Origin of the sequence: Methylobacterium sp. J-070, assembly GCF_022829385.1 — a bacterium.
Classification (GTDB): Bacteria; Pseudomonadota; Alphaproteobacteria; order Rhizobiales; family Beijerinckiaceae; genus Methylobacterium.
The window spans coordinates 246997-271931 of the sequence record NZ_JAKSXX010000235.1; the positions used below are offsets into that span (position 1 = coordinate 246997).

Genomic DNA, 24935 nt, shown 5'->3' on the forward strand with positions numbered 1-24935 from the left:
GGTGGAAGGTCGGGCCGCGCCGGCAAGCCCGCGGGCGCTCTCAGGCGATCGGCTCGCCCAGGGCCCGCGCGGCGGCGGGACGGGCGGCGATGCGCGCATACCAGCGCCGCAGGGCCGGCCGGTCGACGCGCTCCGCCGGAAGGTTGAGCCAGCGATGGGCGGCGCAGCCGAGGGCGATGTCGGCGATGCTGAAGCGCGCGCCGGCGACGTAATCCCGGTCGGCCAGATGGCCTTCGAGGATCGCCGCCATCGCCTCGCTCTTCTTCAGCGAGGTTGCGATCAGCGCGCGGTCCGGATCGGTTGACCGCAGAAGCTGCCAGAAGGCGTCGCGCATGGCGGGCGTGAAACTCGTCGCCTGCCAGTCAAGCCATTGCTCGATACGGGCCCGCTCCTGCGGATCGTCCGGCAGCGCCAGGGCCTGGGCGGTCGCCGCGAGGTAGCGCAGGATGGCGTTCGACTCCCAGAGGACGAAGCCGTCCTCCTCCAGGGTCGGGACCAGGCCGTTCGGATTGCGGGCCCGGTAGGCGGGATCGTCGACCACGCCGTGGGCGCCACCGGCCTCGATCCGCTCGTAGGCGAGGCCAGCCTCGTCCAGGCCCCAGACCGCCTTCTGCACGTTGACCGAGGTCAGCCGTCCCCAGAGCCTGCGCATCGTCTCACGATTCTCCGTCTTGCCGCGGCGGATAGGGGTGCTCGCACCCGTTCGGGTCGGTCACGCGCGTGCCATCCTGGGTCTCGCGCAGATAGCCCGGTCCGACCGGGACCTTGCCATGGCCGCCGGGTATGTCGAGCACGTAGGTCGGCTGGGCGAGGCCCGAGAGCCGGCCGCGCAGCCTCCGCATCAGGTCCTGGCCCTCCGCCAGGCCCGTGCGCAGATGGCCGGTGCCGGGCGCGAGGTCGCCCTGGTGCAGGTAATAGGGCTTGATCCGGTTCTCCACGAAGGCGCGCATCAGGGCTTCGAGCGTGGCGGCATCGTCGTTGACGCCCCGCAGCAGCACCGACTGGCTCACCATCGGGATCCCCGCCTCGACCAGGCGCGCGCAGGCGGCCCGGGCCGCCGGGGTGAATTCCCGCGGATGGTTGGCGTGCAGGGCCACGAACACCGCGCCCCCGAACCGTCGCAACGCCTCCACGAGCCCGGCAGAGACGAGGTCCGGCTTGACCACGGGGACCCGGGTATGGACCCGCATGACCCGCACGTGATCGATGCCCGCCAGGCGTTCGGCGATGACGCCGAGCCGCCGTGTCGAGAGCGCGAACGGGTCGCCGCCGGTCAACACCACCTCCCAGATCCGCGGATCGCCCGCGATGTACGCGAAGGCGGCCTCCAGCTCGGCATCGGTCAGCGTCCCGAGCCCGTTCGGTCCGACCATCTCCCGGCGGAAGCAGAAGCGGCAATACACCGGGCAGACATGCAGCGGCTTGAGCAGGACGCGGTCGGGGTAGCGGTGGACGATCCCGGCCACCGGCGCATGGGCCGCGTCGCCGATCGGGTCGGCGCGCTCCTCGGGCTTCGTCAGAGATTCCTGGACGGTGGGGATGAACTGGCGGGCGATCGGGTCGTCCGGTGCGTCGGGCTCGATCAGCTCGGCCATGTCGGGCGTCACCGAGACGGCGTAACGGGCGAGCACGGTGGCCAGGGCGTCGGCCTCGGTGCCGGCGATCAGCCCGGCGGCGACGAGGTCCTCGGCGCTGCGCAGCATACGGTTCACGGCAGCGTCTCCACGACCGGCGTCCAGATCACGTCGTCGATGCGGGCCGCGCCACAGGCCAGCATCGCGAGCCGGTCGAAGCCGAGGGCGATCCCGGAGGCCTCCGGCATGCGCGCCAGGGCGGCGAGGAACGCCTCGTCGATCGGGTAGGTCTCGCCGTAGACGCGGCGTTTCTCGGCCATCTCGGCCTCGAAGCGGCGGCGCTGCTCGACCGGATCGGTCAATTCGCCGAAGGCGTTGGCGAGCTCGACGCCGCAGGCGTAGAGTTCGAACCGCTCGGCCACCCGGGGATCGTGCGCCGCCGGCCGGGCCAGGGCCGCCTCGCTGACCGGGTATTCGCACAGGATCGTCGGGCGCCCGATCCCGAGATGCGGCTCGATCCGCGCCACCAGCACGCGCGAGAACAGGTCCGACCAGCTGTCGTCGGCGGCCACCCGCAGGCCGGAGCCGGCGACCGCGGAGGCCAGGGCATCGCGGTCGGTCTCGCCCTGCCGCGAGACGCTCGACAGCAGATCGATGCCGGCGAAGCGGTCGAAGGCTTCGGCCAGCGTGAGCCGCTCCGGCTCCGCATGCGGGTCCGTCTCCCGGCCGCGGAAGACGAAGCGGTGCCGGCCGGCTTTCTCTGCCGCGAGCCGGAGCAGGGCGGCGCAATCGGCCATCAGGTCCCCATAGGGCGCATGGGCCCGATACCATTCCAGCATGGTGAATTCGGGGTGGTGCAGCGGCCCGCGCTCCCGGTTGCGGAACACCCGCGCGATGCTGAACAGCCGCTCTTCGCCGGCCGCCAGCAGCTTCTTGCAGGCGAACTCGGGCGAGGTGTGCAGGTAGAGCACCGTGCGCGCGCCGCTGGCGCCGACCGCCTCGGTAGCGAAGGCCGAGACATGCGCCTCGTTGCCCGGCGAGACCTGGAGGCAGGCGGTCTCCGCCTCGACGAAGTCTTGCGCGGCGAACCACGTGCGGAACGCAGCCAGGATCCGGTTGCGCAGGATCAGGGCCGGGCGTCGGTCGGCGTGGCGATCCGGTGTCCACCAGGGTGAAGTCATCGGGAAATCCCGGCCGGATGCACGATCACGTCCCTCCCGGAACGGGCAACGGCTTCCGGAATCCGGATCCTCGCGGCAAAGCCCTCCAGGCTCCGGATCGGACGCCCGTGGCGTGTCGCTTCGGTTCCGCTTTCATCCGCGGCAATCCGGAGCGACGGCGCGGTCGTCGCCAACCTCACCCATGCCCGGAAGCGTTGCAATGCCTTAACCCGCCCTCGCGGCCCCGGCCGCCGCACCCGCACGCTGGCAACCGGGCCACAGATGCGATAGTGGCGGGGATCCGAGATGCAGCGCCCGCGCTTGGCGCGTGCCGTTCCCCTTGTCAATGCAGGACGTTATTCCGTGAAGGTGATCGCCTCAACGCTCCGCAAGGGCAATGTCGTCGACAAGGACGGCAAGCTCTACGTGATCCTGTTCGCCGAGAACATCCACCCCGGCAAGGGCACGCCGGTGACCCAGCTCGACATGCGCCGCATCACGGACGGCGTGAAGGTGTCGGAGCGCTACCGGACCACCGAGCAGGTCGAGCGCGCCTTCGTGGAGGATCGCGAGCACACCTTCCTGTACAGCGACGGCGAGGGGTTCCACTTCATGAACCCGGAGAACTACGAGCAGATCGCGGTCCCCGCCGACGTGGTCGGCGACGCGGCGCCGTATCTCCAGGAAGGCATGGCCGTGATGCTCTCGGTCCACAACGGCGTGCCCCTCACCGTCGAGCTGCCGCAGCGCGTGACGCTGGAGGTCACCGAGACCGAGCCGGTGCTGAAGGGCCAGACGGCCTCCTCGTCCTACAAGCCCGCCACGCTCTCGAACGGCGTGCGCACCACGGTGCCGCCGCACATCGCCGCCGGGACCCGCGTCGTCGTCATGACGGCCGACGGTGCCTACGTCGAGCGCGCCAAGGACTGAGATCGGCGCGGGGCCCGCTTCGTCGAGCCCCGTCAGCGCCGTCCGCGATCGGCATTCTCGATCGCCGCGTAGCAGCCCTGCGAGATCGCCTGCGCGCGCAGGCGCTCCGGCCCGCTGAACGGTCGGCCGTCCTCCCGGAACAGATCCTCCTTCAGCAGAGCGTCCGAGGTACAGCGGGCGGCGATCCGGCACAGGGGCGGCTCGCCGCCGGTACGGGCGCAGATCGTGGCGTAATCGGCCCGGAAGGCCCGCAGGCCCGCCCGCGGGTTCGGACCCGTCACGGCGACCAGCCCGGTGAGCAGCGCCAGCAGCACGGGTTGATGGATGAGGTAGATCGCGAGGCTGTGGCGGCCCGCGAAGGCGGCGGCGCGGGCGGGTGCCGAGCTCGGCGCCCAGGCCCCGACTCGAGAGCCGATCAGCCTCGGCAGGCTCGTCCGGCCGAGGACGATCCCCGTCAGGACAAGCCCGAACCACGGGAAGAGCGGCACGTAGTCGTTCGTGTGCGGCGGGATCGTTCCGAGCCCGAGGAAGAGGAGCGCCGAGGCGTCGAGGATCGGCGCGTGAACGACGTGGGGCGCGGCGATCACCGCAGCGGCCGCCAGGGCGGTGACCGGGACCGGCAGGAACAGGAACGGCAGGCCGAGCACGCTCGAGACCGCGATGCAGTGCAGGACGCCGAAGAACACGAACGCGTCCGGAAAGGCGATCCAGGTGCCGAGGGTCACCAGGAGCGCGGCGCCGCCGATCCGCGCGAGCCGCATCAGCGTCGGCCCGCGCCGGACGCCCCGACCGTTCATCAGCACGAGACCGACGCCGACGAGCACCAGGAAGCTGCCGGCGATCGCCTCCGCGGCGAGCCGGCCGGCCGCGGTCAGCGCGTAATTCTCCGCGGTCAGCCGCAGGTACCCGAGATCCCAGAGCGTATGGTAGGTCGCCATCGCGGCCAGCGCCGCCGCCCGCGCCGCGTCGACGGCCGGGAGGCGACGGCGTTCGCGCGGGGCGGGCACCGCTTCGGTGCGAGGGTCGGCGGCCACGTCCGCGTCCATGAGGCGATCCCAAACCATGCCCGGACTGCGTAGGCCATCGGCGCGCGCTGCGACACTGCTGACCGACGCCGTAGCGGCTCGCAGACTCTCGCAAACGTGAACCTTGCGGCCCCCCGCCGGCGGTCGCCCAGGCGCAGGCTCGCCGCCGCCAAATCTACCCGGCAGCATCGCGGCTTAAATCACGCTTCGGCGGGAAGCCGGGGCGGATCGACTGTTGCTGCGGCGCCTCCCAAGCCCAAGATTGCATCTCGGCCGGGCTCTTCTGCCGGCCAAATGGGCTTCCCGGGAATCAGGACTTCGTTAATCTTGTCTCCAGAGCGCGCGGCGTGATTCGGTGTAGGTTGCTCGGCGATGTCTGACGAACGCGAAGGCGGGCCCGAGAACCCCGACCGGATCGCAGGGTCTCGAACCGGCGAAACGAGCCACCACGAGGACGAAGCTCTCGACCTCGTCGAGGTGGCGGGCCGCATCAAATGGTTCGACGTCTCCAAGGGATTCGGTTTCATCGTGCCCGACGACGGCGCGGCGGACATCCTGCTCCACGTGACCTGCCTGCGGCGGGACGGCTTCCAGGCCGCCAGCGAGGGCGCGCGCATCGTCGTCGAGGCGGTGGAGCGGCCGCGGGGCTGGCAGGCCTTCCGGGTGATCTCGCTGGATCAGGCGACGGCCTTGCATCCCTCCGAGATGCCGATGCCGCGCACCCACGTCTCCGTGACGCCGACCAGCGGGCTGGAAACCGCCGTGGTGAAATGGTTCAACCGGCTGCGCGGCTTCGGCTTCCTGACCCGCGGCGACGGGACGCCCGACATCTTCGTGCACATGGAGACCCTGCGCCGTTACGGGATCGCCGAGCTGAAACCCGGCGAGGCGGTGCTGGTGCGGTACGGCGACGGCTCGAAGGGCGTGATGGCCGCCGAGGTCCGGCTGGTCGACGGCGCGCTTCCGGCCTCGCACTGAGGTCGCACGACCCGGCCCCGTCCCGCGCCAACCTCTTGCCGTGCTTGCGGTTTTCAAGCCCGGATTCCCACCGCGCGGATCCTGGTCTATGACCGCGCATCATCCGACGAGAGGCCCGAGCCTGTGAGAGTCCTGTCCCGCGTTCCGGTCGCGGCCGCCCTGGCCTGCCTCGCCCTGGCCGTTTCCGATCCGATACCGGGCGCCCGTGCCCAGGCACCGGCCCACGCCGCCACTGCCCAGGCCGAGCCCCTGACGATCGTCACGGCGAAGGGTCCGAAGCGCTTCGACGTCGAGGTGATGCGCGACGATGCCGGGCGCTCCCGCGGGCTGATGTTCCGCCGCCACATGGCGCCAGACCACGGGATGCTGTTCGATTTCGAGCGCGACGAACCCGTCACGATGTGGATGAAGAACACCTATCTGCCGCTCGACATGGTCTTCATCCGGCGCGACGGCACCATCACCCGGATCGCCGCCGACACCGAGCCGCTGTCGACCGCGATCATCCCATCGGGAAGCCCGGTCCTGGCGGTGCTGGAGCTCAACGCCGGAGTCGCCGCCAAGCTCGGGATCCAGCCCGGCGACCGGATCGAGCATCCGATGTTCAAGGCGCGCTGACAAACCCCGCGCGACCGGCGAACGCACCGGGAACAACGATCTTGACCGGCGATCCGATCCGCGCCAGTGTTCCGGCAATGTTCCGGTGCGCCGGAATGCTGGTACAGCGCGGAGACCCCGATGAGCGACATGGCCGAGGCCGAGCTGTTCGGTAACGACGAGTGGTCCGTGCAGGCCGACGGGATCGAGCATAGGGCCACCGGCTACTTCATCGCACGGGAGGTACTGGCGGCCCGGCGGGCCGAGGGCCTGTGGGACTGGCCGCTGCAGATGGCCGAGAAGCGCTGGTGCCGGCCCAGCCTGTTCCGTGAGGCGTTCCTCGCCGCGCTCGACCGGTTCGGGATCGGACGCGACGCCGACCTGATCCGTTCGTTCGCCCTGGGCTACGGGATCCGGGCGGTGGTCGCTCCCGCCGCCGAGGCCTTCGTGACCCTCGCCGACGTGCTGCAGCCCCGGCAGGCGCCGGAGACGGTCCGGGCCGCTTCCCGGCAGCCGGGCCGCACGCTCGTCGCCGCCGGTGCGTGAGCCCGCCGACGGGCGACCGGTTCCGTGATTTGACCGTGCCCGGTTCGGCCGGATAGCCCTGCGCATCGCGACCCGGGGAGAGAATACATGGCCGATCAGGATCAGGCGGGGCTCGACGGGCTGATCACGCCGCCTTTCTCGCGGCGCGGCTTCGTGATGACGAGCCTGATGAGCGGCCTGACCCTGGCGACCACGCGGGTCGAAGCGCAGGTGATCCACACCGACGCCGCCGGCATCGAGGCCGGCGAGGTGAAGATCCCCGCGGCGGACGGTCCGATGCCGGCCTACCGGGCGGTTCCGGAGGGACCGGGGCCGTTCCCGACCGTGCTGGTGATCGAGGAGATCTTCGGGGTCCACGACTACATCAAGGACATCTGCCGCCGGCTCGCCAAGGCGGGCTACTGCGCGGTCGCCCCGGAACTCTACGCCCGGCAGGGCGACCTCTCCACGATGACCGACCCCAAGCTGATTATCCGGGACGTCATCGCGAAGACTCCGGACGCGCAGTGGATCGGCGACCTCGACGCCACCGCGGCCTGGGCCGCGACCGCCGCGAAGGGAGACCTGAACCGGCTCGCGGTGATGGGCTGGTGCCGGGGCGGACGGGACGTGTGGCTCTACGCGGCGCATCGCCGCGACCTCAAGGCAGCGGTGGCCTGGTACGGCCCCGTCGGCGGCGAGCGCAGCGACATCCAGCCGCGGAAGGCGGCCGACGTGGCGGCCGAGATCAACGCGCCGCTGCTCGGCCTCTACGGCGGCGCCGACACGGGGATCCCGGTCGCCGCGGTGGAGGAAGCGCGCGACCGCGCGAAGGCCGCGGGCAAGAGTGTCGAACTGGTGGTCTATCCCGACGCGCCGCACGGTTTCCACGCGGATTACCGGCCGAGCTACCGCCGCGAGGCCGCAGAGGACGGTTGGAGACGCGCGCTTTCCTTCTTGAAGGCGCACGGCGTCGGCTGAATCCGGACGTTCCTTGAAGGCTGTGTTGCCCGGGACACGGCGACAACTTCTCGATTATGCGAGGACTCAGGGAGGATCTGTGCCTGCGCGGGTCCGGCACGAAGCGGCGATTGATCACGTGAACCGATCGCAGCGGCGGCCGTTCAGCCCCTGTAGAGTGTCCGGGCCCATGAGCGATTCGATACAGCCTGGCCAGAAGCCCGTCATCCTCGTCGTGGAGGACCAGCCCGACGAGCGCTTCCTTGCGGCCACGTTGCTGGAGGATACGGGCTTCACGGTGATCGAGGCCGAGACCGCCGACCGGGCCCTCGCCATCCTCAACGACCGGGGCGACGAGGTGAGCGTCGTCTTCTCGGATGTCCGCACGCCCGGCCCCATCGGCGGCTTCGAACTCGCGCGCATTATCGGCGTGACCTGGCCGCGGGTGCGGGTACTCCTGACCTCCGGGGACGCGGGCGACCAGCCGAGCGACCTGCGCGTGTCGGCGACCTTCATCCCGAAGCCCTGGCGCGCCGAGGACATCCTCGCGTGGGTGGAGCAGGCTGCGGGCCGCCCCGCAACCGCCACCGGACCGGCGGTGATCGGGCCAGGCGGAAAATTAATCACGCCGGGCTTGGAAACCTGACGCGGCGGCGTCGTTGTACGCCACTCCCGGCGCGCCGCACCGGGCGCTTCGCAGTTCACGCGATCCCGAATGCCATCATGAAGATCGTCGCCGCCAACCACGCCGATTCCCTGCGCTGCCCCGACGCGCCGGACGCGGCCGATACAGCCGTGCTCGATACCGTGCGGGCGGAGCTTCGCGGCTTCTACGGTGCGGCGGATGACGCTCTGCCGGTGGAGCTGGCCGCATTGGCGCAGCGCCTCGACCACGTCGTCCCGAGCTACCAGCGCCCGGCCTGACCGGGTTTAGCGCCGACGGTCCGGGGCGCGCTGCGGCGAGTCGCCAAGGCAAGAGAATCTGCTATTCAGCGGCCTCTGATCTTGCGACGCATCGCGTCTCTCAGTCGAGCCCTTCATGCGTCTCCCTGTCCTTCGCGGGCCGTTCATCGCGGCCGTGATCCTGACCCTGGCCGGCCTCGCCGGCGCACAGGCCGCGGCTCCGCCGCCACAGCCGGCCGACGGGCCGGGGGGCGCTGGCGACCGCAAGGTCGCGGTGACCAAGCGTCAACTGGGGCGCGGGACCGCCACCACCTTCGCGTTCTATGCGGCCGGCGACGCGCCCGAGGCCGGCCGTCCGGTGGCGATCCTGCTGCACGGCTGGGGCGTGGTGAACCCGCAGAGCTACGGCGGCTGGATCGACCATCTGGCGCGCCAGGGATGGCTCGTGGTCGTCCCGCGCTTCCAGGATGTGAACCGGACCCGCCCGGCCGACGCGCCGGGCATCGCCGCGACCCTGGTGAAGGCGGCGCTCGGCGAGCTCGCCTCCGACCCTGCGGCCAAGCCCGATCTAGGCCGAGTCGCGATGATCGGCCATCTGGCGGGTGCGCCGCTCGCCATGGACCTCGCCGCCGACGCCAAGGCGCGCGGTCTGCCGGTCCCGAAGCTGATCTTCGCGGTGACGCCCGGCGGCATCGCCAGCGGGCCGAAGTCGCGCGGCATCGCGCTCGGCGACCTGTCGGCGATCGACGCCTCGACGCTGATCGTCACGATGGTCGGCGACAAGGACACGCGGGCGGCCGACCTCGCCGCCAAGCGCCTGCTGCGCGAGGCCAGCGCGGTTCCGCTGGAGCGCAAGCTGTTCGTGCGGGCGCTCTCGGACGATCACGGCTTTCCCGCTCTGACCGCGACGCTGGCGGCGCCCGCCGGGCTCGACACGGCCTATGACGGCGGCGCGATCAAGCCGGGGCCCGAGCCCAAGGATGCCGGGAAGGACGCCCCGAAGCCGCCGCCGTTCCGCTGGTCGGCCGACATGGCCCTCACTGGCGAGCAGCAGACCCTGGTCTCGCAGATCAACCTCGCCCGGGTCGACGCCCTGGATTACCTCGGCTTCTGGAAGACCTTCGACCTCGCCGCGACCGCGGCCTTCGGCGGATCGGACGCCGTCGCGCTGAAGAACAATCCCCGGCTGGCCGATATGGAGCGCTGGAGCGACGGCTGGCCGGTGAAGCGGCTCGCCGTCGAGACCCCGCGGCCGACGCCCGCCGCCCAGGCCACGACGCCGGCTGCGGCTCCGGCTCCGCGCAAGCGTTGACGGTACCGCCACCCGGCTTGGCCTTGGCGCGGAGCTTGCAAAGCTGATCCCGTTCGAGACGGGGTCCGCCCATGCCCGAGTTCGTCGCCAGCCTGCTCGCCGCAGCGGCCTTCTGCCTGACCCTGCTGGCGCTCGATGCGCTGACGCGCCTGCTGATCCAGGCGCATCTCGGGCCGCCCGATCTGGGCGAGACCGGCTTCCTGCAGATCGGCGGAGCGCTGGCAGTCGCCCGGGTGGCCTATCGCCGAGCGCCGCACCGCAGCCAATCCTGAGGTCCGGCGGGCCCCGAGCCTGCGGGCGGCTATCCCTTCGGCCTCATCCCCGCCGGGCCCGCCTTCAGCGGAGGAACGTCCCGAAGGAGCGCGGCCCGTTTCCCGTGGGGATGGTCTTCAGCACCTTGAGGGTGCGCGCGTCGAGGACGCTCAGGGTGTTGTCGCCCCAGTTGGCCACGTAGAGCCGACCGTCGTCATCGGCGGCGATGCCCTCGGGGTGGTCTCCGACGTCGACCTCGCCGACCGGCTTGAGGGTCGCGAGGTCGAAGGCCGTGACGCTGCCGGCATATTGGTCGGTGACGAAACCGCGGCCGCCCGAAAGGGCGATCACGTAGGGGCGCCGGCCGGTCGGGATCCGGCCGATCTCGCGCCCCGCGGCGACGTCGATCACCGAGACGTCGTCGCCGGTGACGTTGGCCGTGTAGGCACGCCCCGCGGCCGCGTCGAGGGTGATGCCGAACGGATGCTGCCCGACCGGGATGACGCGGGTCTCCCGGCGGCTTGCCGCATCCACCACGGAGACCGTATCGGCCTCGCGGTTGGCCACGTAGAGCGTGGCTCCATCCGGACTGACGGCGATGCCGGAGGGCGAGGCGCCGACCGCGATCTCGCCGTCCGGCGTGAGCGTGCCGTCCCGCTCCACCAGGACGGACAGGCGCTGTCCGTACCAATCGGCCACGTAGACCCGGCCACCCCGCGGATCGGCCGCGACCCCGAGGGAGCCGCCGGGCAACGGCACCTCGGACAGGATGCGGCCCGCGTCGAGATCGACGACCGCCAGCCCATGGCCCTCCGGCCGCGTGACGTAGGCGCGCCTGTGGTCGGGCGACAGCGCGATCCCCGCCGGCGCGCCGTCGATCGGGATCCGGCGCACGACCGTGCCGGCTGCGAGATCGACGATCTCGACCGCCGCGCCGAGCTGAACCGTGACGATGGCTTCGCGCGCCGGCTCGGCGCCGGCGGCCGAGGCGGCGAGCGAGAGGCCGGCGGCGAGCGCCGCGCAGCCCCGGCCGAGGCTCACGAGCCCTTCTCGACCTTGGCCTTCAGGTTCGCGAGGCTCGCCTTGATCCAGTCGCCGACGCCCTTCTCGGACGCCTCGTCGTTCAGCTCGGGCGGCGGATCGTTGTTCATGTAGCCGCGGTAGAAGGCAGCCTTCCACTCGACCTTCGACTTCGCGTCGCCGGCCGGCTCGACCGTGATCGTCGCCGAGTAGTCGTTGGCCGGCAGGTCCTTCACGTCGACCTTGTCGATGTAGTAGGAGAACAGCTTGTCGTCGGCCTTGTACTTGTTGCTGGTCTCGGAGATCTGATCGCCGTTCTTCAGCGTCAGGACGCGTTTGAACTTGCCGGCCGGGTCGCCGCTGAGCTCGGTCTTGGTGACGTTCTGGACCCAGTCGGCGTTCTTCACGTCGCCGACCACCGCCCAGACCTTGTCGGCGGGGGCATTGATCTCGATCGACTCGGTGATCTTGCGCCGGGTCGGGCCGTGGGCCTGCGCGGTCGCGGCGACGAGCGCCGCGGTGGCCGCCAGGGCCAGGGTGATTTTCTTCATCTTGTCTCTCTCCTCCCGCACTCAGCGGTCGTCGCGACCGACAATCCGGGCCTCGGGGCCGAGAGCCGCCGCGACCTTGTCCTCGATCCAGCCCCAGGCCTCGCGCTCGCGGGGACCGGCGGTCTTGCTGATGGCGATGGCGAGGTAGGCCATCTCCGTCAACACCTTGTCGGGCTCCAGCATGTGGAGCCGGGTCGAAAGGATGGCGGCCTCCAGGACGGCGGCCTGCGCACGGTTGTAGCCGATGAACGGCGCGTGCCCGGCGCTGTGGACCATGCGGCCGCGGAAGCGCGGCCGGATCTCGTGCTCCTCCACGGCGGCGACCTCGAACTCGGCGTGGCCGAAGCTGTCGGCGAGACGGCGGCCCGGGATGGCTTGGCAGGCCTCGGTCGGCCACTCGCGCCGGCCGGTCACCGCACCGGCGATGACCCGGATGTCCCGGGGACTGGAGGCGGCGAAACACGGATTCGATTCCAGGTTGGCGATCGTGGGCGACGGTCTGAACGGGGCCAACACGTAGCCCTCCGCCTCGGCAATCAGGCCGAACGGCACGAGGTGCAACTCGCCCGCGGGCGAGAGCGTCGTCACGATGGTCTCCAGGATCAGCGGCATCCGCTCACGTCCTGTCGGCCGGAACGAGCCGGCCGCAGACCAGCATGGTACCGGGCTCCCGCCGACCCTCCGGGACCGTCTCGGCATCCGAGACCGTTTCCGGTGCGAGGGCATCCGCCTCGGGTGGCGGCAGGCGCGCGTCCCGGGTGCCCGGCGGCGGCGCGTTTGGCCCGGAATGGCGGGTGTGGCCGGCCTTCTTGAAGGCGGTCGCGTCCTCCACCTCGGCGTCGGCGGCGCAGCCCCAGTCGAGGGCCTCGTCCTGCACGTAGCGCTTGCCGAGCCGCCACGCCGTCTCGGCCTTGGCGAGTTCCGCCCCGAGGTAGAAGGCGTGGGCGCCGTCGCTCGCCACGTCGAGGTCGGGGAAGAAGGCCATCGCGTCGGTGCCGACCCTGTGGATGTCGCGGTTGTAGACATGGATGCCGTCCTCCGCGACGGCGATCCGGTAGTTCGGGTCGCGCACCTCGGCGGCCGCCTGGGCGACCTCCTCGGGCGTCTGCACATAGGGGCGCTTGTCGTGCAGGGCGAGCAGGGCCCGGCCGTAACCCTTGGGCAGCGCCGAATCCGCCTTGGCCGCGTACATCACCCGGCGCGCCGCGTCGTGCTCCTCGACGGTGCGGCGGGTGTGGTTCGAGACCTGCACGATCAGCACGTTCTGGATCGCCAGCTCCGAGCACATGCCGACGAGCAGCGCGGTCACGCCCAGCGAATCCGCCTCGGTCAGCTCGGTGAGATTGCCGGTGCCCATCATCATGGCGATGTCGGGCCAGCGGGCTCGGGTCTCGCGGTAGCGCGCGATCGAATCGACGAAGCCGTGGTGGATCGGCTCCAGGATCGGATCGGCGAGGAACGGCCGGCCGGCCTCGCGCATCCGCGCGATGGCGCGGTCGAGGGAGGGCAGATCGTCCGGCCGTGTCGGCACGAGCACCGGCACCGCATCGGTCTCGAAGGCGAGATCGAGGGTCTCCTCGTTCAGGCTCAGCAGGTAGTCGGCGCCCGCGCCGGCGCCCCGGGCAAGTTCTTCCCGGGAGAAGGAATCGACGCTGACCGTTAGGCCGGCGCCCTTCAGGGCCCGCACCGACTCCTCGAGATGCGGGAACGGCGTGTCGGGCAGGCCGCCGAGGTCGATGACGTCGGCGCCCCGCCGGGTGAGGTCGAGGCCCTTGGCCAGGATCTCGGAGACGCTCATCTTCGAGGCGTCGACGATCTCTGAGAAGATCCGCAGATCGTGCCGCGAGAGGTCGACCTTCCGGGCCGAGAGGCCCAGCCAGGCCGGCAGGTCGACGACCTCGTCGGGCCCCCGCTCGACCGGCAGGCCGAAATGCGCGGCGAGGCGCTCGGGATCGGCCCGGCAGCGGCCGGGCAGGATCACCCGCGTGGCGCCGGCGGGCATTTCGACGCGGCGGCGGATGATCTCTTCGGTCATCAGCGCGGCGACCTTCACGCCGGCATCCGCGATGCTCCACCGCATGGTCGCCGGCAGGCCGGCCGCGACCTTCTCCAGCCGCGCCCGGGCGAGGCGACCGGTGACGAACACGATGTGCTCGGGGGGGCTCACGCGGCGACCCGCGCGGCGACAGAGACCGCGCCGGTCGGCCCCCAGATCTCGATCCGGCCGCCGTAGCGCGCCGCGAAGGCCGGGAAGGCCGCATCCACGAGCCCGCTCCGCGCGAGCGCGACGGCGTCCCGCCCGGCCGGTGCGTCCGCGGATTTCACCAGCACGCAGCGTTCCGCCGCCATCCGGGCGGCGAGCCACAACGCCAGGCTGTCCGACGTGACGTCCCAGGTCTCGGGGATGTCCCGATGGCCGGCGCGCAGGAGGCGGGGGTTCCACACGTGCGCGGTCGCCGATGCGGTCCCGGCCCAGGGCTCGACGGTGTCCACCAGCCGCGGCTCGATCCCACGAAAATCGCCGGCCGCGTGGCTCATGGCATCGAGGGACCGGCGATGGGCCTCGGACTCGCCGAAGCCGTCGCGTCTCTGGGCGGACCGCACCGCGTCGGCGCGGGCACCGCCCCCCGGCACGACGATACACCGCCCGTGCGCGCCATCGGCGAGGGCTTCCAGCAACGCCTGGCGGCGGCGGGGATCCGCCTCCAGGCTGCCGCCGATTTTGACGATCGCGATCACGCGGCGTCCCGCCGGTCCGGGCGCAGGACCCGCAAGGCCTCGGCGACGCGGAGGGGGTCGATACCGTTGCGCCGGTCGAATTCGCGACACAGACCGCCCCGGAAGCCGAGGTAATCCGGTCGGTGCGCCCGCAACACCGCGATGTCGATGACCCGAAGCGATCCCGCGAGGCCGCTCATCAGGCCATGCCGGCGGCAGGCGGCGGTGAAGGTTGCCAGATCCTCGGGACCGACGAGGTCGGGCAGGCGGGCGCCGCGCTTCCCCGCCGTGTCGATCATGGCGCCGGCGAAACCCGCCGCCGCGAGCGCCGGAACCAGCGCAGCCGCGGGGCCGTCCTCGGCGAACAGCACCGCGATCAAGCGTCCCGGCGCGGCAGCGGCCAGATCGCCGAACGCGGCGAGGTCCCGCCTGCAGGTCGCGTCGAGACCGGCCTTCACCCAGTCGACGCCGGTCGCCGCCATGGCGGCCACGGCCGATGCGGCCGGATCGGCCACCGCGCTGGTCTCGGCGGCGCCGGCCACGCGGACCACGATCTCCCGGACGATGGCCGGATCGAGGGCGCCCAGCGCCCCGCGGTCGGGGTCCTTGGCGTCGATCAGGTCGGCACCGGCAAGCCGCGCAGCCTCGGCCTCGGCGGGATCGCGGACGCTGACGAGAAGACGGGGCTCGGCGGGGTCTTGAACGAGGGACGCGGACACGGACGGCTCAGGATTGAACGGAGGATCTCACGACTTCCCGGGCAGCGGCTCGGCGAGGAGGCGGTTCTTCACCACCCAGCGCATTGCGTGGGCCCAGGTATCGTCGGTGTCGGCGCGGATCGTCACCTGGCCGCCGCGCACCGTCTTGCCGGTCCCGGCCTCGGCGATGGCAACGTTCAGATTGAAGATCTGACCAGACCCCTTCTCCACATAACCCGTCACGACGAGGTCCGCACCCAGGCTCTTGCCGATGTCGGCCGCGCAGCCGTTGCATTTGTAGAGCGGTCCCTCCTTGGCCACGGTCTCGGCCTTGGGCGCCGTGTCGACCATCTCCAGCCCGGCCTTCTCCTGGAGCGCCTTGCGCAGCTCGTCGGTGACGAGCGCCAGCTTCCTGGTGTCGGCCGGCCGCGCCCGGGCGCCGTAGGCCGCGCCGGGCTCGAACAGCTCCACGGGGAACACCGCCGCCTTCTCGGCGGCGCGCGCGGCGCCGGGCAGGACGGCGCAGCACAGGACGGCCGCGGTCGCCGCTTGGAGGGTCGGGTGACGCATGGGCGGGCCTTACTCTCGACGGTCCGGCCTTTCGCCTCGGCGGGACCGGTGACGCATAGGTCGGGCGGCAGGACAATTTGGCAATGTACTTCGCCGCCCATGTGAAGCACGACGCGAACGTGAACGTCGGGACGACCAGTCGCGGTTGAGCGGCCGGAACGGAAGCTGGTAGAGGCCGCGCCCATGCACGATCCTGCTCCCGAAACCCGATCCCCGTTGCCGACGCGTCCGAGCCGTCTGCGCGCGGCCCCGGTACTGCTGGGTGGGTTCGGCAGAGGGAGCCGACTGTTCCCTGACGCGAACCGGCGATGGCTCGCGCGGCTGAACGGAACACCGATTGGACTGGCGCTGCGGGTCTGCCTCGGTCTCTCCACGCTCGTGCCGATCGCCGCGCAGGCTCAGCAGCCGGAAGCCATCGAGACGCAGATCGGCCTGATCTACCGGCCGCAGGCGGCGCCGTCCTCCTACGACGCCGAGGCGGCCCCGGAGGACGAGGGCTTGGCCGGCGCCAAGATGGGCATCGCCGACAACAACACCACCGGCCGCTTCACCAATCAGACCTACACGCTCCACGACGTGGCGCTGACGGACGACAAGCCGGATGCGGTGGCGGCCGCCAGGGACCTGATCGCCGGGGGCGCCCGCTACCTCGTCCTGGCGCTGCCCGCCGACGCCGTGCTGGCGGTGGCGGACGCGGTGAAGGACACCGGCGCCGTGATCCTCAACGCCGGCGCTCCCGACGACCGGCTCCGCGGCGCCGATTGCCGGGCCAACGTGTTCCACATCCTGCCGTCCCGGGCGATGCTGACCGACGCCCTGGCGCAGTACCTGACCGTCATGCGCTGGCGGAAGATCTTCCTGATCGTCGGCCCGGGAGAGGCCGACAAGGCCTACGCCGACGCGGTCCGCAATTCGGCGCGGAAATTCGCGCTCAAGATCACCGCGGAGAAACCCTGGACCTTCGGCCCCCTGGCCAAGGCCCGCGGCGACACGCCGACCCGGGCCGAGGCGATGGTCTTCACCCGGGGGCTCGACTACGACATGGCCGTCGTCGCCGACGAGGCGGGCGATTGGGGCGATTACGTCTCCTACCGCACGGTCGATCCGCGGCCCGTCGGCGGGACGCAGGCGCTGACGCCGACCACATGGTCGCCGGTCTTGGAAACCTGGGGCGCCGCGCAGGCCCAGAACCGCTTCCGGCGCTCGGCGTCCAGGCTGATGCGGCCGCTCGACTATCAGGTCTGGGCGGCGGTGCGGACGGTGGGGGAAGCCGTGACTGCCAAGAAAAGCAACGATCCGGCCGTGATCGGCGCCTATCTCCCGACCCCCGACTTTACCTTGCCGGCCTACAAGGGCGTGCCGCTGAGCTTCCGCCCCTGGGACCACCAGCTGCGTCAGGCGATCATCGTGGTCCAGCCGAAGGCGCTGGTCTCGGTGGCACCCGAGCAGGGCTTCCTCCACCAGCGCACGCCCCTCGACACGCTGGGGGTGGATCTCCCGGAGACAACCTGCAAGTTCAAGTGAGCGCACCGGCTGCGGCGTTGACGAGCGCGTCCCGCCCTCGCAACGCGTGGAAATCGCACTACAATCGGCCGATGAGAACGTCCCGCGAGGACGTCGGGAAGCCGCAAGGGAAGGGAATGGCATGAACCGCCGGGTCGAGGCAGGTCTGGGTGTGTGCGTCCTCGGCGCGTGGTTCGCCCTCTGCGGACAGGCCGCCGCCTACACCGCGTACATCACCAACGAGAAGGGCAACTCGGTCAGCGTCATCGACACCGGGACCATGGCGGTCACCGCCACCTGGAAGGTGGGACGGCGCCCCCGCGGGGTCACGGTGTCCAAGGACGGCAAGGAGCTGTTCGTCTGCGCCAGCGACGACGACCGGATCGACGTGCTCGACACGGGGACCGGCAAGGTCGTGCGCTCGCTGCGGTCGGGGCCCGATCCGGAGCAGTTCATCCTCGATGCCTCGGGCAACCCGCTCTACGTGGCCAATGAGGACGACAGTCAGGTCACGATCATCGACATCGAGAAGAACAAGGTGCTCGCCGAGGTTCCGGTGGGCGTCGAGCCGGAGGGGATGGGGCTGTCGCCGGACGGCAAGGTCCTGGTCAACACCTCCGAGACCACCAACATGGCCCATTTCATCGACACCAAGACCTTTCAGGTGATCGACAACGTGCTGGTCGACGCCCGGCCGCGCTTTGCCGAGTTCAGCGCCGACGGCAGGTTCCTGTGGGTCTCCGCGGAGGTCGGCGGCACCGTGAGCGTGATCGACGTCGCCCAGCGCCGGGTGATCAAGAAGATCACCTTCAAGATCCCGAGCGTGAACGACGAGGCGATCCAGCCGGTGGGCATCCGGATCACCAAGGACGGCAGCAAGGCCTTCGTGGCGCTGGGACCGGCGAACCGCGTCGCGGTGGTCGACGCCAAGACCTACGAGGTCGGGAAGTACCTGCCCGTGGGTCAGCGCGTCTGGCAGCTCGCCTTCACGCCGGACCAGAAGACGCTGTTCACCACGAACGGAACGTCTAACGACGTCTCGGTGATCGACGTGGCCGCCGAGAAGGTCGTCAAGAGCATCCCGGTCGGCCTGCTGCCGTGGGGCGTGGCGATCTCGCCGAACTGATCGGTCACGGCCCGAATCGCGGGATTCCGGCACAGGATTTGGGAAACGGCGGATGCGGATGATTCGGATTGCGGCCCTGGCGTGCGCGGGGCTGGTCGCGGCCGGCCCGGCGGCGGCGCTCGACCTGACCAAGAAGCGCGAGAACCTGCCTGACCTCGTCCTCGGCGACGATCAGGGCAACGATTTCGTCGTCGAGAACAAGGACATCACCCTGGAGTCGGGCAAGGCCTACCGGCTGCGCATCGTCGCCAAGGGGCACCAAGAATACAAATTCTACGCGCCGGAGTTCTTCCGCTACATCTGGCTCAATCAGATCGTGATCGAGCACAAGGAGATCCACGGCGGGGGGCCGCCGGATCACCTCGAGTTCGACGATCCGGGCGAGATCGCCGTGGAGTTCGTGGCGATCAAGCCCGGCAGCTACACCTGGGCGGCCCGCGGCCTGGAGGCGAAGGGCATGACCGGCACGCTGACGGTGAAGTGATGGACGTCCATTCGGCATTCGGACGCGTCCGCCCCCTTTCCCGCAGAGCGGGGAAAGCTGCCGTCGTGGTGGTCGCGGGCCTGCTCCTGGCGACCCCGTCATGCGCCGCCGACGATGCATCCGCCTGCGCCGAGGGCATCGCGATGATCCGCGACGCCCTCGCGCTGAACCCGCCGGACCCGTCGGTCCCCAAGCTCAGGAAGGCCCTGCGCGCGGCCGAGCGCGAGCAGAAGGAGGGCGAGTTCGACGAGTGCCTCGACGCGGTCGCCGATGCCCGGAAGGTCCTCGGCCGATGAGCGGCGGTGAGGCGCCGGCGCTCCTGGTCGAGCGTGTCGGCCATCGCTTCGGCGCCCGCGCGGCGCTCGACGATGTGTCGCTCACCGTCGGTTGCGGGCGCTTCGCCGCTTTGCTCGGGCCGAACGGCGCCGGCAAGACCACGTTGTTCTCGGTGATCACCCGGCTCTACACCAACCAGACCGGACGGGTCTCGATCTTCGGCCACGCGCTGGACCGGGAACCGTCCCGGGCGCTCGCCCGCCTCGGCGTGGTGTTCCAGGCGCGCACCCTCGACACCGACCTGACCGTCGAGCAGAACCTCCTGTACCACGCGAGCCTCCACGGCATCGCCCGCGGCGCCGGGAAGGCCCGCGTCGGCGTGCTGCTCGACAGGGTCGGGCTGGCGGACCGCCGCCACGACAAGGTGCGCACGCTCTCCGGCGGCCAGGCGCGCCGCATCGAGATCGCCCGGTCCCTGATCCACCGGCCGGACTTGCTGCTTCTGGACGAGCCGACGGTGGGCCTCGACCTGGAATCGCGGGCCGATATCGTGGCGATCGTGCGCGCGCTCGTGCGCGAGGAGGGACTGTCGGTGCTCTGGGCGACCCACATCTTCGAGGAGATCGCCCCGGAGGACGAGGCGGTGGTGCTGCATCGCGGCCGCATCGTCGCCCGCGGCCGGGCCGGCGACATCGGCGCCCCCGGCGAAGCCCTGGCCGACGCGTTCCGGCGCATCGTGGCCGAGCCCGGGCGGGCAGCGGCATGAGGCCCGGAACGATGCCGCACGTCCGCGTCGGCCGCCTCGATGCGGTCGGCTACCTGATCTGCCTCGGCGGCATCGTCCGCCGGGAGCTGCTGCGCTTCTTCAACCAGAAGGAGCGGTTCTTCTCGGCCCTGGTCCGGCCGCTCGTGTGGCTGTTCATCTTCGCGGCGGGCTTCCGCAACACGCTGGGCGTCTCCATCGAACCGCCCTACCAGACCTACGTCCTCTACGAGGTCTACGTGGTGCCGGGGCTGGCCGTGATGATCCAGCTGTTCAACGGCATGCAATCCTCGCTGTCGATGGTCTACGACCGCGAGGTCGGCTCGATGAAGGTGCTGCTGACCTCACCCTATCCGCGCTGGCTGCTGCTGCTCGCCAAGCTGATCGCCGGGGTCGTGGTGTCGGTCGTGCAGGCCTACGCGTTCCTGGCCGTGGCCTATTTCTGGGAGACCGACATCCCGCCGCTCGGCTACCTGACGGCGCTGCCCGCCTTCCTGGCGTCGGGCCTGATGCTCGGGGCGATCGGCCTGTTCCTGTCCTCGCTGGTGCGGCAACTGGAGAACTTCGCCAGCGTCATGAACTTCGTGATCTTCCCGATGTTCTTCGCGTCCTCGGCGCTCTACCCGCTGTGGCGGATCCGAGAATCCTCCGAGACGCTGTACTGGATCTGCGAGCTGAACCCGTTCAGCCACGCGGTGCAGCTCGTCCGCTTCGCCCTCTATGTCCAGTTCGAGCCGGTCGCCTGCGCCGTGGTGGTGGGCGTGACGCTCGCCTTCTTCGGCATGGCGGTCGTCGCCTACGATCCCGGTCGCGGCATCATGGCCCGGCGGGGCGGCCCGGCCGGCGAGACCCCCTGATGGAGCCCCTCCGATGAACCGTCCCGCACTCCGTATCCTCGGCCTCACCTTCGGCCTCGCGTCCCTTGCCGGGCCGGCCCTGGCGCAACTCCGACAGGATCCGGACTGGCCCTGCGTCCAGCGCAAGGTCGCGACCCTGAGCCCCGGCCAGTTCTGGACCGGGCCCGACGTCGCCGCCGCCGGCGACTGGGGCAGCGACAACGACGCCGCCGTACTGGCCCAGAAGATCGCCTCCCGCCGCACCGACCTGTCGGAGGTCGGGCCCCTCCTCGACGCGTACGCCGGCAAGCTCGGGACCGACAAGGACGCGAAGGACAAGGGCCTCACCCGCGTCTACGCGGGCGTGTTCGAGGTGATCAACGGCGAGCGCGACAAGATCGTGGGCGGCATCGCCCGCTACGCGCAAGGTCAGCGCCGGATGGCGGAGCGGATCCGCGACGAAGCCGACAAGATCAGTCAGGTCAAGGATGCACCGAGCGCTTCCGACGCGACCGAGCTGCCCAAGGACCAGTCCGATCTCGAGACGAAATTCGCCTGGGACCGGCGCATCTTCCAGGAGCGCAGCCAGTCGCTGACCTATGTCTGCGAGGTGCCGCAACTCCTGGAGCAGCGGCTCGGCGACATCGCGCGCCTCATCCAGGCCAGGCTCTGACGGATCATCGGCGGCCGCTTGCCAAATCATCCCGAGCGGCTTGCCGATTACTCCCTAAGTCCCTGAAATTGCTGCCGAAACTGTGACTGTTTCACAACGTTGCGGCGGCATCGGCCGCTCGATGCGGGAAAGACAGCGAAAACCCGGTTCGCGCAGGCCCGGGCTCATTGTGCACTGTGCCGCAACTCACCAAGAGTGATCTCAAGCTCGGCAGAGGCCGGGCACGGGTTTCGCGCAATGGGGGTTGGAATGTCACTTCGGGCGCTTCGGAGCAGCCTGATCGCGTCTGCATCGGTTCTGGCGGGATCTGTCCTCCCGGGAACCGTGCAGGCGCAGCAAGCGGTGACGCTGGATGAGATCAGCGTGGTCTCGACGACGCCGGTGGGATCGGGCGGCGGCAACTCGAGCCAGGCGCAGATCTTCAACGGACCCGGGCCGGTCCCGCCAGGCGGCTCGGTCGGCCCGAGCGCCGGCACGCGCCTACGCGGCAGCGAGCAGCCCCTGTACAAGATTCCCAGCACGGTGGAATCGGTCACGGCGAGCGATCTCACCATCGATCGCGCCAACAACAATCTCGTCGCCACGCTGGCCCGCCGGACGCCGGGCATCAACCTCTCGGACTCGCAGGGCAACAACAACCGGGTCGACGTGACCTATCGCGGCTTCACCGCGTCGCCGGTCCAGGGGGTGCCCCAGGGGCTCGCCGTCTACCAGAACGGCGTGCGCATCAACGAGGCGTTCGGCGACGTCGTCAACTTCGACCTGATCCCGTCGCAGGCGATCCAGCGGATCGACGTCGTCACCGGCAATCCGGTCTTCGGCCTCAACGCGCTGGGCGGCGCGGTCAACATCCAGATGAAGAACGGCTTCACCTGGCAGGGCACCGAGATCGCCGCCTGGGGCGGTTCGGACGCGCGCACCGCCGGCTACCTGCAATACGGCAAGGTGTCGGGGCCGTGGAGCGTCTATTTCACGGGCGACGGCCTCAACGACCGCGGCTGGCGCTACGAGAGCCCCAGCACGATCGGCCGGCTCTACGGCGATGTCGGCTACCGCTCGCAGGATTCGGAGTTCCACCTGATCGGGATGGCCGCCCGCAGCTTCTACGGTGCCGCCGCCGCGACCCCGGTGGACTTCACGCACCGCGACCCGCGGGCGATCTTCACCTACCCGCAGACCACCAGCACCGACGTCGGCACCCTGCAGCTCACCGGGCGGGTCGACATCTCGCCGACCTGGGACCTCGCCGGAAACGCCTATTTCCGCCGCTTCAGCCAGACCTACGTCGACGGCAACGACGGAAACTTCGAGAATTGCAGCTCGCGGTCGAGCTTCCGCGGCTTCCTCTGCTACCAGGATGACGGGTTCAGCCCTTCGGCCGGCCAGTCGCAGAACGCCTTCCGCAACCAGTTCCTGATCCTCGGGCAGCAGAATCAGCGCATCCCGTTCCGGGCCAACGTCCCGTACGGCACCCTCGACACCACCAAGACCGAGGCGACGGGCTTTGGCGGCTCGCTGCAGGCCTCCAACCACGACCGGGTCTTCGACCTGCCGAACACCTTCGTGGTCGGCGGCAGCATCGATACGGCGAATTACTCGTTCAAGTCGTCCAGCACCCTCGGGGCGATCAACCCGAACCTGTCGATCACCACCGATCCGAACAACCCGTTTTACGGCACCGTCCCGGGCCTCGGAACGACGCAGCTGCGGTCTGCCGGAGCGCTCGGCATCGCGCCGAGCTCGGTCAACGGCTCCAACGTCTACATGGGCCTCTACACCCTCGACACGCTGGACGTGACCGACCGTCTGTCGCTCACGGCGGGGGCACGGCTCAACTTCGCGCGGATCGAGAGCGCGGATCTGACGGGCTTCTCGCCGGACGTGACCGGTTCTCATTATTACAACAAGATCAATCCGGTGGCGGGCCTGACCTACCGGTTCTTCGACGCGCTGAACCTCTACGGCAGCTACTCGGAGTCGAACCGCGCGCCGACCCCGCTGGAGCTGGCCTGCGCCAACCCGGACCGGCCGTGCCTCCTGCCGAACTCGCTGGTGGCGGACCCGCCGCTGAAACAGGTGACGGGGCGGACCTACGAGGTCGGCTTCCGCGGCCAGCTGCCCAACACGTATGACGGCGGCGTCATCACCTACAAGATCGGCGCCTTCCGCACCGACCTGACCAACGACATCCTGTCGCTGGCGACCCCCGGCAACACGGCTCGCGCGTATTTCGTGAACGTGCCCTCGACGCAGCGGCAGGGCATCGAGGTCGGCAGCGAGTACACGGCCGATTACCTGCGGGTCTACGCCAACTACGCCCTGGTCGACGCGACCTTCCAGTTCAACGGCACCCTGTCGTCGCCCAACAACCCCCTCGCCGATGACGGAGCGATCCAGGTCCGCAAGGGCAACGTCGTGCCGCTGGTGCCGACCCACCAGATCAAGGCCGGGTTCGACTATTTCATCACCCCCGACTGGCAGGTGGGCCTCTACGTCCAGGCGTTCTCGTCGTCCTACTACCGAGGCGACGAGTCGAACCTGAACCGCAAGCTGCCGCCCTATTACGTGCTGAACCTCCAGACGAAGTATCAGGTGACCAAGAACCTCGAAATCTTCGGCCTGATCAACAACCTGACCAACAACCGCTACGCCACCTTCGGGACCTTCGCGGAGCCCGGCACCGTGGCGGGCAACCTGCGGATCAGCGATCCGCGAACCACAACCCTGGCGCAGCCCCTCTCGATCTACGCGGGCATCCGCTACGCCTTCGGCGCCGATCCCGTGCCGATGTCGCCCGAGCCGATCATCCGCAAGTACTGACCTCGGCCGCATCGATCGACGGGCGCCTCCCCCGGCCACCAGGCCGCGCGGGGCGCCCGTCGCGTGTCCGGAGCGCCGCAGTGCGGCCTCCTGTCTCGGGAACGGGCCCGGGTGCCCGGCGTCTGCACGGTAGCCGCCGCGATCCGGGCCACCCGGACGGCGCCGCCTCGAACGCCATGATGTGGAGACCCGCCCCGATGATGATCCGACTCGCCGTCGCAGCCCTGGCGCTCGCCGCAGCCACGCCGGCCCTGGCGACACCCTGCTCCGACGAGGTCGATACGTTGCAGCGGCGCCTCGACAGCGCCGGCGCCGCATCGGTCACCGGCTCGACGCCCCCCGGCGGCCCGACCTCGTCGAACTCGCCCAAGGCCCTGGACAAGCCTCCGGCGCTGACCAAGTCGGATGCCGACGTGAAGCCGACCGCGGCCGGTGTGAACGAGGCCAAGAAGCTGGTGGCCCAGGCACGCGAGCAGGACAAGTCCGGCGACGCCCAGGGTTGCCGCGACACCATCATGAAGGCCAAGGAGAAAGCGGGCGCGCTGCCGTAGGGAGGGCCAGTCGCCGCCCGGCGCGGGCTGACGGTTGCACGCCGCTCCTCCCCGGAGGCGTGGCGCCGGTCCGGGACGCGTGACCGGCGCAGCGTCCGCGGGAGCGGGAGGGCACCACGGTCTGCCGTTG

The 24935-nt window shown here is 70.4% G+C and carries 29 protein-coding genes; 18 read left to right on the forward strand and 11 right to left on the reverse strand.

The annotated features are described in order from the left end of the window. Window positions 1-40: 40 nt before the first annotated feature. Genes MKL01_RS26030 through epmA form a run of 3 tightly spaced genes read right to left on the reverse strand, consistent with a single transcriptional unit; the run spans window position 41 to window position 2755 of the window. The gene (locus tag MKL01_RS26030; protein WP_243908063.1) at window positions 41-652 is read right to left on the reverse strand and encodes a glutathione S-transferase family protein; all 612 of its coding nucleotides are present in this window, start codon (window positions 650-652) and stop codon (window positions 41-43) included. Between the two features lie 4 nt (window positions 653-656). Beyond that, on the reverse strand, window positions 657-1712 hold the full coding sequence (locus MKL01_RS26035) for a lysine-2,3-aminomutase-like protein (protein ID WP_243908064.1): 1056 nt from the start codon (window positions 1710-1712) through the stop codon (window positions 657-659). Further along, the gene (epmA, locus tag MKL01_RS26040; RefSeq protein WP_243908065.1) at window positions 1709-2755 is read right to left on the reverse strand and encodes an EF-P lysine aminoacylase EpmA; all 1047 of its coding nucleotides are present in this window, start codon (window positions 2753-2755) and stop codon (window positions 1709-1711) included. Before epmA ends, MKL01_RS26035 begins: the two co-directional genes overlap by 4 nt. Before the next feature lie 285 nt (window positions 2756-3040). On the opposite strand from epmA, the gene efp reads away from it, so the two are divergent. Then, on the forward strand, window positions 3041-3664 hold the full coding sequence (efp, locus tag MKL01_RS26045; RefSeq protein ID WP_243908066.1) for an elongation factor P: 624 nt from the start codon (window positions 3041-3043) through the stop codon (window positions 3662-3664). Window positions 3665-3696: 32 nt separating this feature from the next. Here the strand turns inward: efp and MKL01_RS26050 are convergent, their stop codons facing one another. Further along, window positions 3697-4710 (reverse strand): heparan-alpha-glucosaminide N-acetyltransferase, encoded by a 1014-nt coding sequence (locus MKL01_RS26050; protein ID WP_243908067.1) that lies wholly within the window; start codon window positions 4708-4710, stop codon window positions 3697-3699. A gap of 351 nt (window positions 4711-5061) precedes the next feature. Here MKL01_RS26050 and MKL01_RS26055 point away from each other — a divergent pair, with 351 nt between their 5' ends. The 8 genes from MKL01_RS26055 (at window position 5062) to MKL01_RS26090 (ending at window position 10236) form a co-directional block, all read left to right on the forward strand. Then, window positions 5062-5667, forward strand: coding sequence for a cold-shock protein (locus tag MKL01_RS26055; protein ID WP_243908068.1), 606 nt, complete (start codon window positions 5062-5064; stop codon window positions 5665-5667). Between the two features lie 123 nt (window positions 5668-5790). Then, window positions 5791-6285 (forward strand): DUF192 domain-containing protein, encoded by a 495-nt coding sequence (locus tag MKL01_RS26060; protein WP_243908069.1) that lies wholly within the window; start codon window positions 5791-5793, stop codon window positions 6283-6285. Window positions 6286-6405: 120 nt separating this feature from the next. After that, window positions 6406-6810 carry a hypothetical protein gene (locus MKL01_RS26065; RefSeq protein WP_243908070.1) on the forward strand — a complete coding sequence of 135 codons (405 nt, stop codon included), beginning with the start codon at window positions 6406-6408 and terminating at the stop codon, window positions 6808-6810. Between the two features lie 87 nt (window positions 6811-6897). Beyond that, window positions 6898-7770: a dienelactone hydrolase family protein gene (locus MKL01_RS26070; protein WP_243908071.1), complete on the forward strand. Its 873-nt coding sequence runs from the start codon at window positions 6898-6900 to the stop codon at window positions 7768-7770. Between the two features lie 169 nt (window positions 7771-7939). After that, the gene (locus MKL01_RS26075; RefSeq protein ID WP_243908072.1) at window positions 7940-8395 is read left to right on the forward strand and encodes a response regulator; all 456 of its coding nucleotides are present in this window, start codon (window positions 7940-7942) and stop codon (window positions 8393-8395) included. A gap of 77 nt (window positions 8396-8472) precedes the next feature. Then, the gene (locus MKL01_RS26080; protein ID WP_243908073.1) at window positions 8473-8673 is read left to right on the forward strand and encodes a hypothetical protein; all 201 of its coding nucleotides are present in this window, start codon (window positions 8473-8475) and stop codon (window positions 8671-8673) included. Between the two features lie 115 nt (window positions 8674-8788). Then, a complete protein-coding gene (locus MKL01_RS26085) occupies window positions 8789-9964 on the forward strand; it encodes a chlorophyllase/cutinase-like alpha/beta fold protein (RefSeq protein ID WP_243908074.1) in 1176 nt (391 codons plus the stop codon). Window positions 9965-10035: 71 nt separating this feature from the next. Next, window positions 10036-10236, forward strand: coding sequence for a hypothetical protein (locus MKL01_RS26090; protein ID WP_243908075.1), 201 nt, complete (start codon window positions 10036-10038; stop codon window positions 10234-10236). Between the two features lie 64 nt (window positions 10237-10300). On the opposite strand, the gene MKL01_RS26095 is transcribed toward MKL01_RS26090, so the two are convergent. From MKL01_RS26095 to MKL01_RS26125, 7 genes are read right to left on the reverse strand one after another with little or no spacing between them, the layout of a single operon-like run. Beyond that, window positions 10301-11257 carry a YncE family protein gene (locus tag MKL01_RS26095; protein WP_243908076.1) on the reverse strand — a complete coding sequence of 319 codons (957 nt, stop codon included), beginning with the start codon at window positions 11255-11257 and terminating at the stop codon, window positions 10301-10303. Then, on the reverse strand, window positions 11254-11787 hold the full coding sequence (locus MKL01_RS26100) for an SRPBCC family protein (RefSeq protein ID WP_243908077.1): 534 nt from the start codon (window positions 11785-11787) through the stop codon (window positions 11254-11256). Before MKL01_RS26100 ends, MKL01_RS26095 begins: the two co-directional genes overlap by 4 nt. Window positions 11788-11808: 21 nt before the next feature. Next, complete coding sequence (locus MKL01_RS26105) at window positions 11809-12399, reverse strand: DUF447 domain-containing protein (RefSeq protein ID WP_243908078.1); 591 nt, start codon at window positions 12397-12399, stop codon at window positions 11809-11811. 4 nt (window positions 12400-12403) lie between these two features. Then, complete coding sequence (locus MKL01_RS26110) at window positions 12404-13954, reverse strand: DUF6513 domain-containing protein (protein WP_243908079.1); 1551 nt, start codon at window positions 13952-13954, stop codon at window positions 12404-12406. Next, window positions 13951-14526: a uridylate kinase gene (locus tag MKL01_RS26115; RefSeq protein ID WP_243908080.1), complete on the reverse strand. Its 576-nt coding sequence runs from the start codon at window positions 14524-14526 to the stop codon at window positions 13951-13953. The genes MKL01_RS26110 and MKL01_RS26115 overlap by 4 nt, the downstream gene beginning before the upstream one ends. Beyond that, window positions 14523-15224: a (5-formylfuran-3-yl)methyl phosphate synthase gene (locus MKL01_RS26120; protein WP_243908081.1), complete on the reverse strand. Its 702-nt coding sequence runs from the start codon at window positions 15222-15224 to the stop codon at window positions 14523-14525. Before MKL01_RS26120 ends, MKL01_RS26115 begins: the two co-directional genes overlap by 4 nt. 27 nt (window positions 15225-15251) lie before the next feature. Then, entirely contained in the window at window positions 15252-15773 is a 522-nt protein-coding gene (locus MKL01_RS26125) for a DUF3280 domain-containing protein (protein WP_243908082.1), read from the reverse strand. Window positions 15774-15956: 183 nt separating this feature from the next. Between MKL01_RS26125 and MKL01_RS26130 the strand changes: the two genes are divergently transcribed. The 9 genes from MKL01_RS26130 (at window position 15957) to MKL01_RS26170 (ending at window position 24805) form a co-directional block, all read left to right on the forward strand. After that, window positions 15957-17297: an ABC transporter substrate-binding protein gene (locus MKL01_RS26130; protein ID WP_243908083.1), complete on the forward strand. Its 1341-nt coding sequence runs from the start codon at window positions 15957-15959 to the stop codon at window positions 17295-17297. Between the two features lie 121 nt (window positions 17298-17418). Then, window positions 17419-18402 carry a YVTN family beta-propeller repeat protein gene (locus MKL01_RS26135; protein WP_243908084.1) on the forward strand — a complete coding sequence of 328 codons (984 nt, stop codon included), beginning with the start codon at window positions 17419-17421 and terminating at the stop codon, window positions 18400-18402. Window positions 18403-18460: 58 nt separating this feature from the next. After that, window positions 18461-18886 (forward strand): hypothetical protein, encoded by a 426-nt coding sequence (locus MKL01_RS26140; RefSeq protein ID WP_243908214.1) that lies wholly within the window; start codon window positions 18461-18463, stop codon window positions 18884-18886. A 65-nt stretch (window positions 18887-18951) separates the two neighbouring features. Then, window positions 18952-19182, forward strand: coding sequence for a hypothetical protein (locus MKL01_RS26145; protein ID WP_243908085.1), 231 nt, complete (start codon window positions 18952-18954; stop codon window positions 19180-19182). Next, window positions 19179-19928 (forward strand): ABC transporter ATP-binding protein, encoded by a 750-nt coding sequence (locus MKL01_RS26150; RefSeq protein WP_243908086.1) that lies wholly within the window; start codon window positions 19179-19181, stop codon window positions 19926-19928. Before MKL01_RS26145 ends, MKL01_RS26150 begins: the two co-directional genes overlap by 4 nt. An 11-nt stretch (window positions 19929-19939) precedes the next feature. Further along, window positions 19940-20782, forward strand: coding sequence for an ABC transporter permease (locus tag MKL01_RS26155; protein ID WP_243908087.1), 843 nt, complete (start codon window positions 19940-19942; stop codon window positions 20780-20782). A gap of 13 nt (window positions 20783-20795) precedes the next feature. Continuing rightward, window positions 20796-21434 (forward strand): hypothetical protein, encoded by a 639-nt coding sequence (locus MKL01_RS26160; RefSeq protein ID WP_243908088.1) that lies wholly within the window; start codon window positions 20796-20798, stop codon window positions 21432-21434. 249 nt (window positions 21435-21683) lie between these two features. Continuing rightward, a complete protein-coding gene (locus MKL01_RS26165) occupies window positions 21684-24254 on the forward strand; it encodes a TonB-dependent receptor domain-containing protein (protein WP_243908089.1) in 2571 nt (856 codons plus the stop codon). Window positions 24255-24451: 197 nt separating this feature from the next. Further along, entirely contained in the window at window positions 24452-24805 is a 354-nt protein-coding gene (locus MKL01_RS26170; RefSeq protein ID WP_243908090.1) for a hypothetical protein, read from the forward strand. Window positions 24806-24935: the final 130 nt, after the last annotated feature.

Excerpts from the sequence above, each read along its gene's own strand:
- MKL01_RS26070 (WP_243908071.1), top strand. The coding sequence starts at position 6,898 with ATGGCCGATCAGGATCAGGCGGGGCTCGACGGGCTGATCACGCCGCCT.
- MKL01_RS26150 (WP_243908086.1), top strand. The coding sequence starts at position 19,179 with ATGAGCGGCGGTGAGGCGCCGGCGCTCCTGGTCGAGCGTGTCGGCCAT.
- MKL01_RS26075 (WP_243908072.1), top strand. The coding sequence starts at position 7,940 with ATGAGCGATTCGATACAGCCTGGCCAGAAGCCCGTCATCCTCGTCGTG.
- MKL01_RS26050 (WP_243908067.1), bottom strand. The coding sequence starts at position 4,710 with ATGGACGCGGACGTGGCCGCCGACCCTCGCACCGAAGCGGTGCCCGCC.
- MKL01_RS26170 (WP_243908090.1), top strand. The coding sequence starts at position 24,452 with ATGATGATCCGACTCGCCGTCGCAGCCCTGGCGCTCGCCGCAGCCACG.
- epmA (WP_243908065.1), bottom strand. The coding sequence starts at position 2,755 with ATGACTTCACCCTGGTGGACACCGGATCGCCACGCCGACCGACGCCCG.
- MKL01_RS26080 (WP_243908073.1), top strand. The coding sequence starts at position 8,473 with ATGAAGATCGTCGCCGCCAACCACGCCGATTCCCTGCGCTGCCCCGAC.
- MKL01_RS26055 (WP_243908068.1), top strand. The coding sequence starts at position 5,062 with ATGTCTGACGAACGCGAAGGCGGGCCCGAGAACCCCGACCGGATCGCA.
- MKL01_RS26100 (WP_243908077.1), bottom strand. The coding sequence starts at position 11,787 with ATGAAGAAAATCACCCTGGCCCTGGCGGCCACCGCGGCGCTCGTCGCC.
- MKL01_RS26165 (WP_243908089.1), top strand. The coding sequence starts at position 21,684 with ATGTCACTTCGGGCGCTTCGGAGCAGCCTGATCGCGTCTGCATCGGTT.
- efp (WP_243908066.1), top strand. The coding sequence starts at position 3,041 with ATGCAGCGCCCGCGCTTGGCGCGTGCCGTTCCCCTTGTCAATGCAGGA.
- MKL01_RS26140 (WP_243908214.1), top strand. The coding sequence starts at position 18,461 with ATGATTCGGATTGCGGCCCTGGCGTGCGCGGGGCTGGTCGCGGCCGGC.
- MKL01_RS26155 (WP_243908087.1), top strand. The coding sequence starts at position 19,940 with ATGCCGCACGTCCGCGTCGGCCGCCTCGATGCGGTCGGCTACCTGATC.
- MKL01_RS26085 (WP_243908074.1), top strand. The coding sequence starts at position 8,789 with ATGCGTCTCCCTGTCCTTCGCGGGCCGTTCATCGCGGCCGTGATCCTG.
- MKL01_RS26135 (WP_243908084.1), top strand. The coding sequence starts at position 17,419 with ATGAACCGCCGGGTCGAGGCAGGTCTGGGTGTGTGCGTCCTCGGCGCG.
- MKL01_RS26030 (WP_243908063.1), bottom strand. The coding sequence starts at position 652 with ATGCGCAGGCTCTGGGGACGGCTGACCTCGGTCAACGTGCAGAAGGCG.
- MKL01_RS26065 (WP_243908070.1), top strand. The coding sequence starts at position 6,406 with ATGAGCGACATGGCCGAGGCCGAGCTGTTCGGTAACGACGAGTGGTCC.
- MKL01_RS26160 (WP_243908088.1), top strand. The coding sequence starts at position 20,796 with ATGAACCGTCCCGCACTCCGTATCCTCGGCCTCACCTTCGGCCTCGCG.
- MKL01_RS26090 (WP_243908075.1), top strand. The coding sequence starts at position 10,036 with ATGCCCGAGTTCGTCGCCAGCCTGCTCGCCGCAGCGGCCTTCTGCCTG.
- MKL01_RS26125 (WP_243908082.1), bottom strand. The coding sequence starts at position 15,773 with ATGCGTCACCCGACCCTCCAAGCGGCGACCGCGGCCGTCCTGTGCTGC.
- MKL01_RS26105 (WP_243908078.1), bottom strand. The coding sequence starts at position 12,399 with ATGCCGCTGATCCTGGAGACCATCGTGACGACGCTCTCGCCCGCGGGC.
- MKL01_RS26130 (WP_243908083.1), top strand. The coding sequence starts at position 15,957 with ATGCACGATCCTGCTCCCGAAACCCGATCCCCGTTGCCGACGCGTCCG.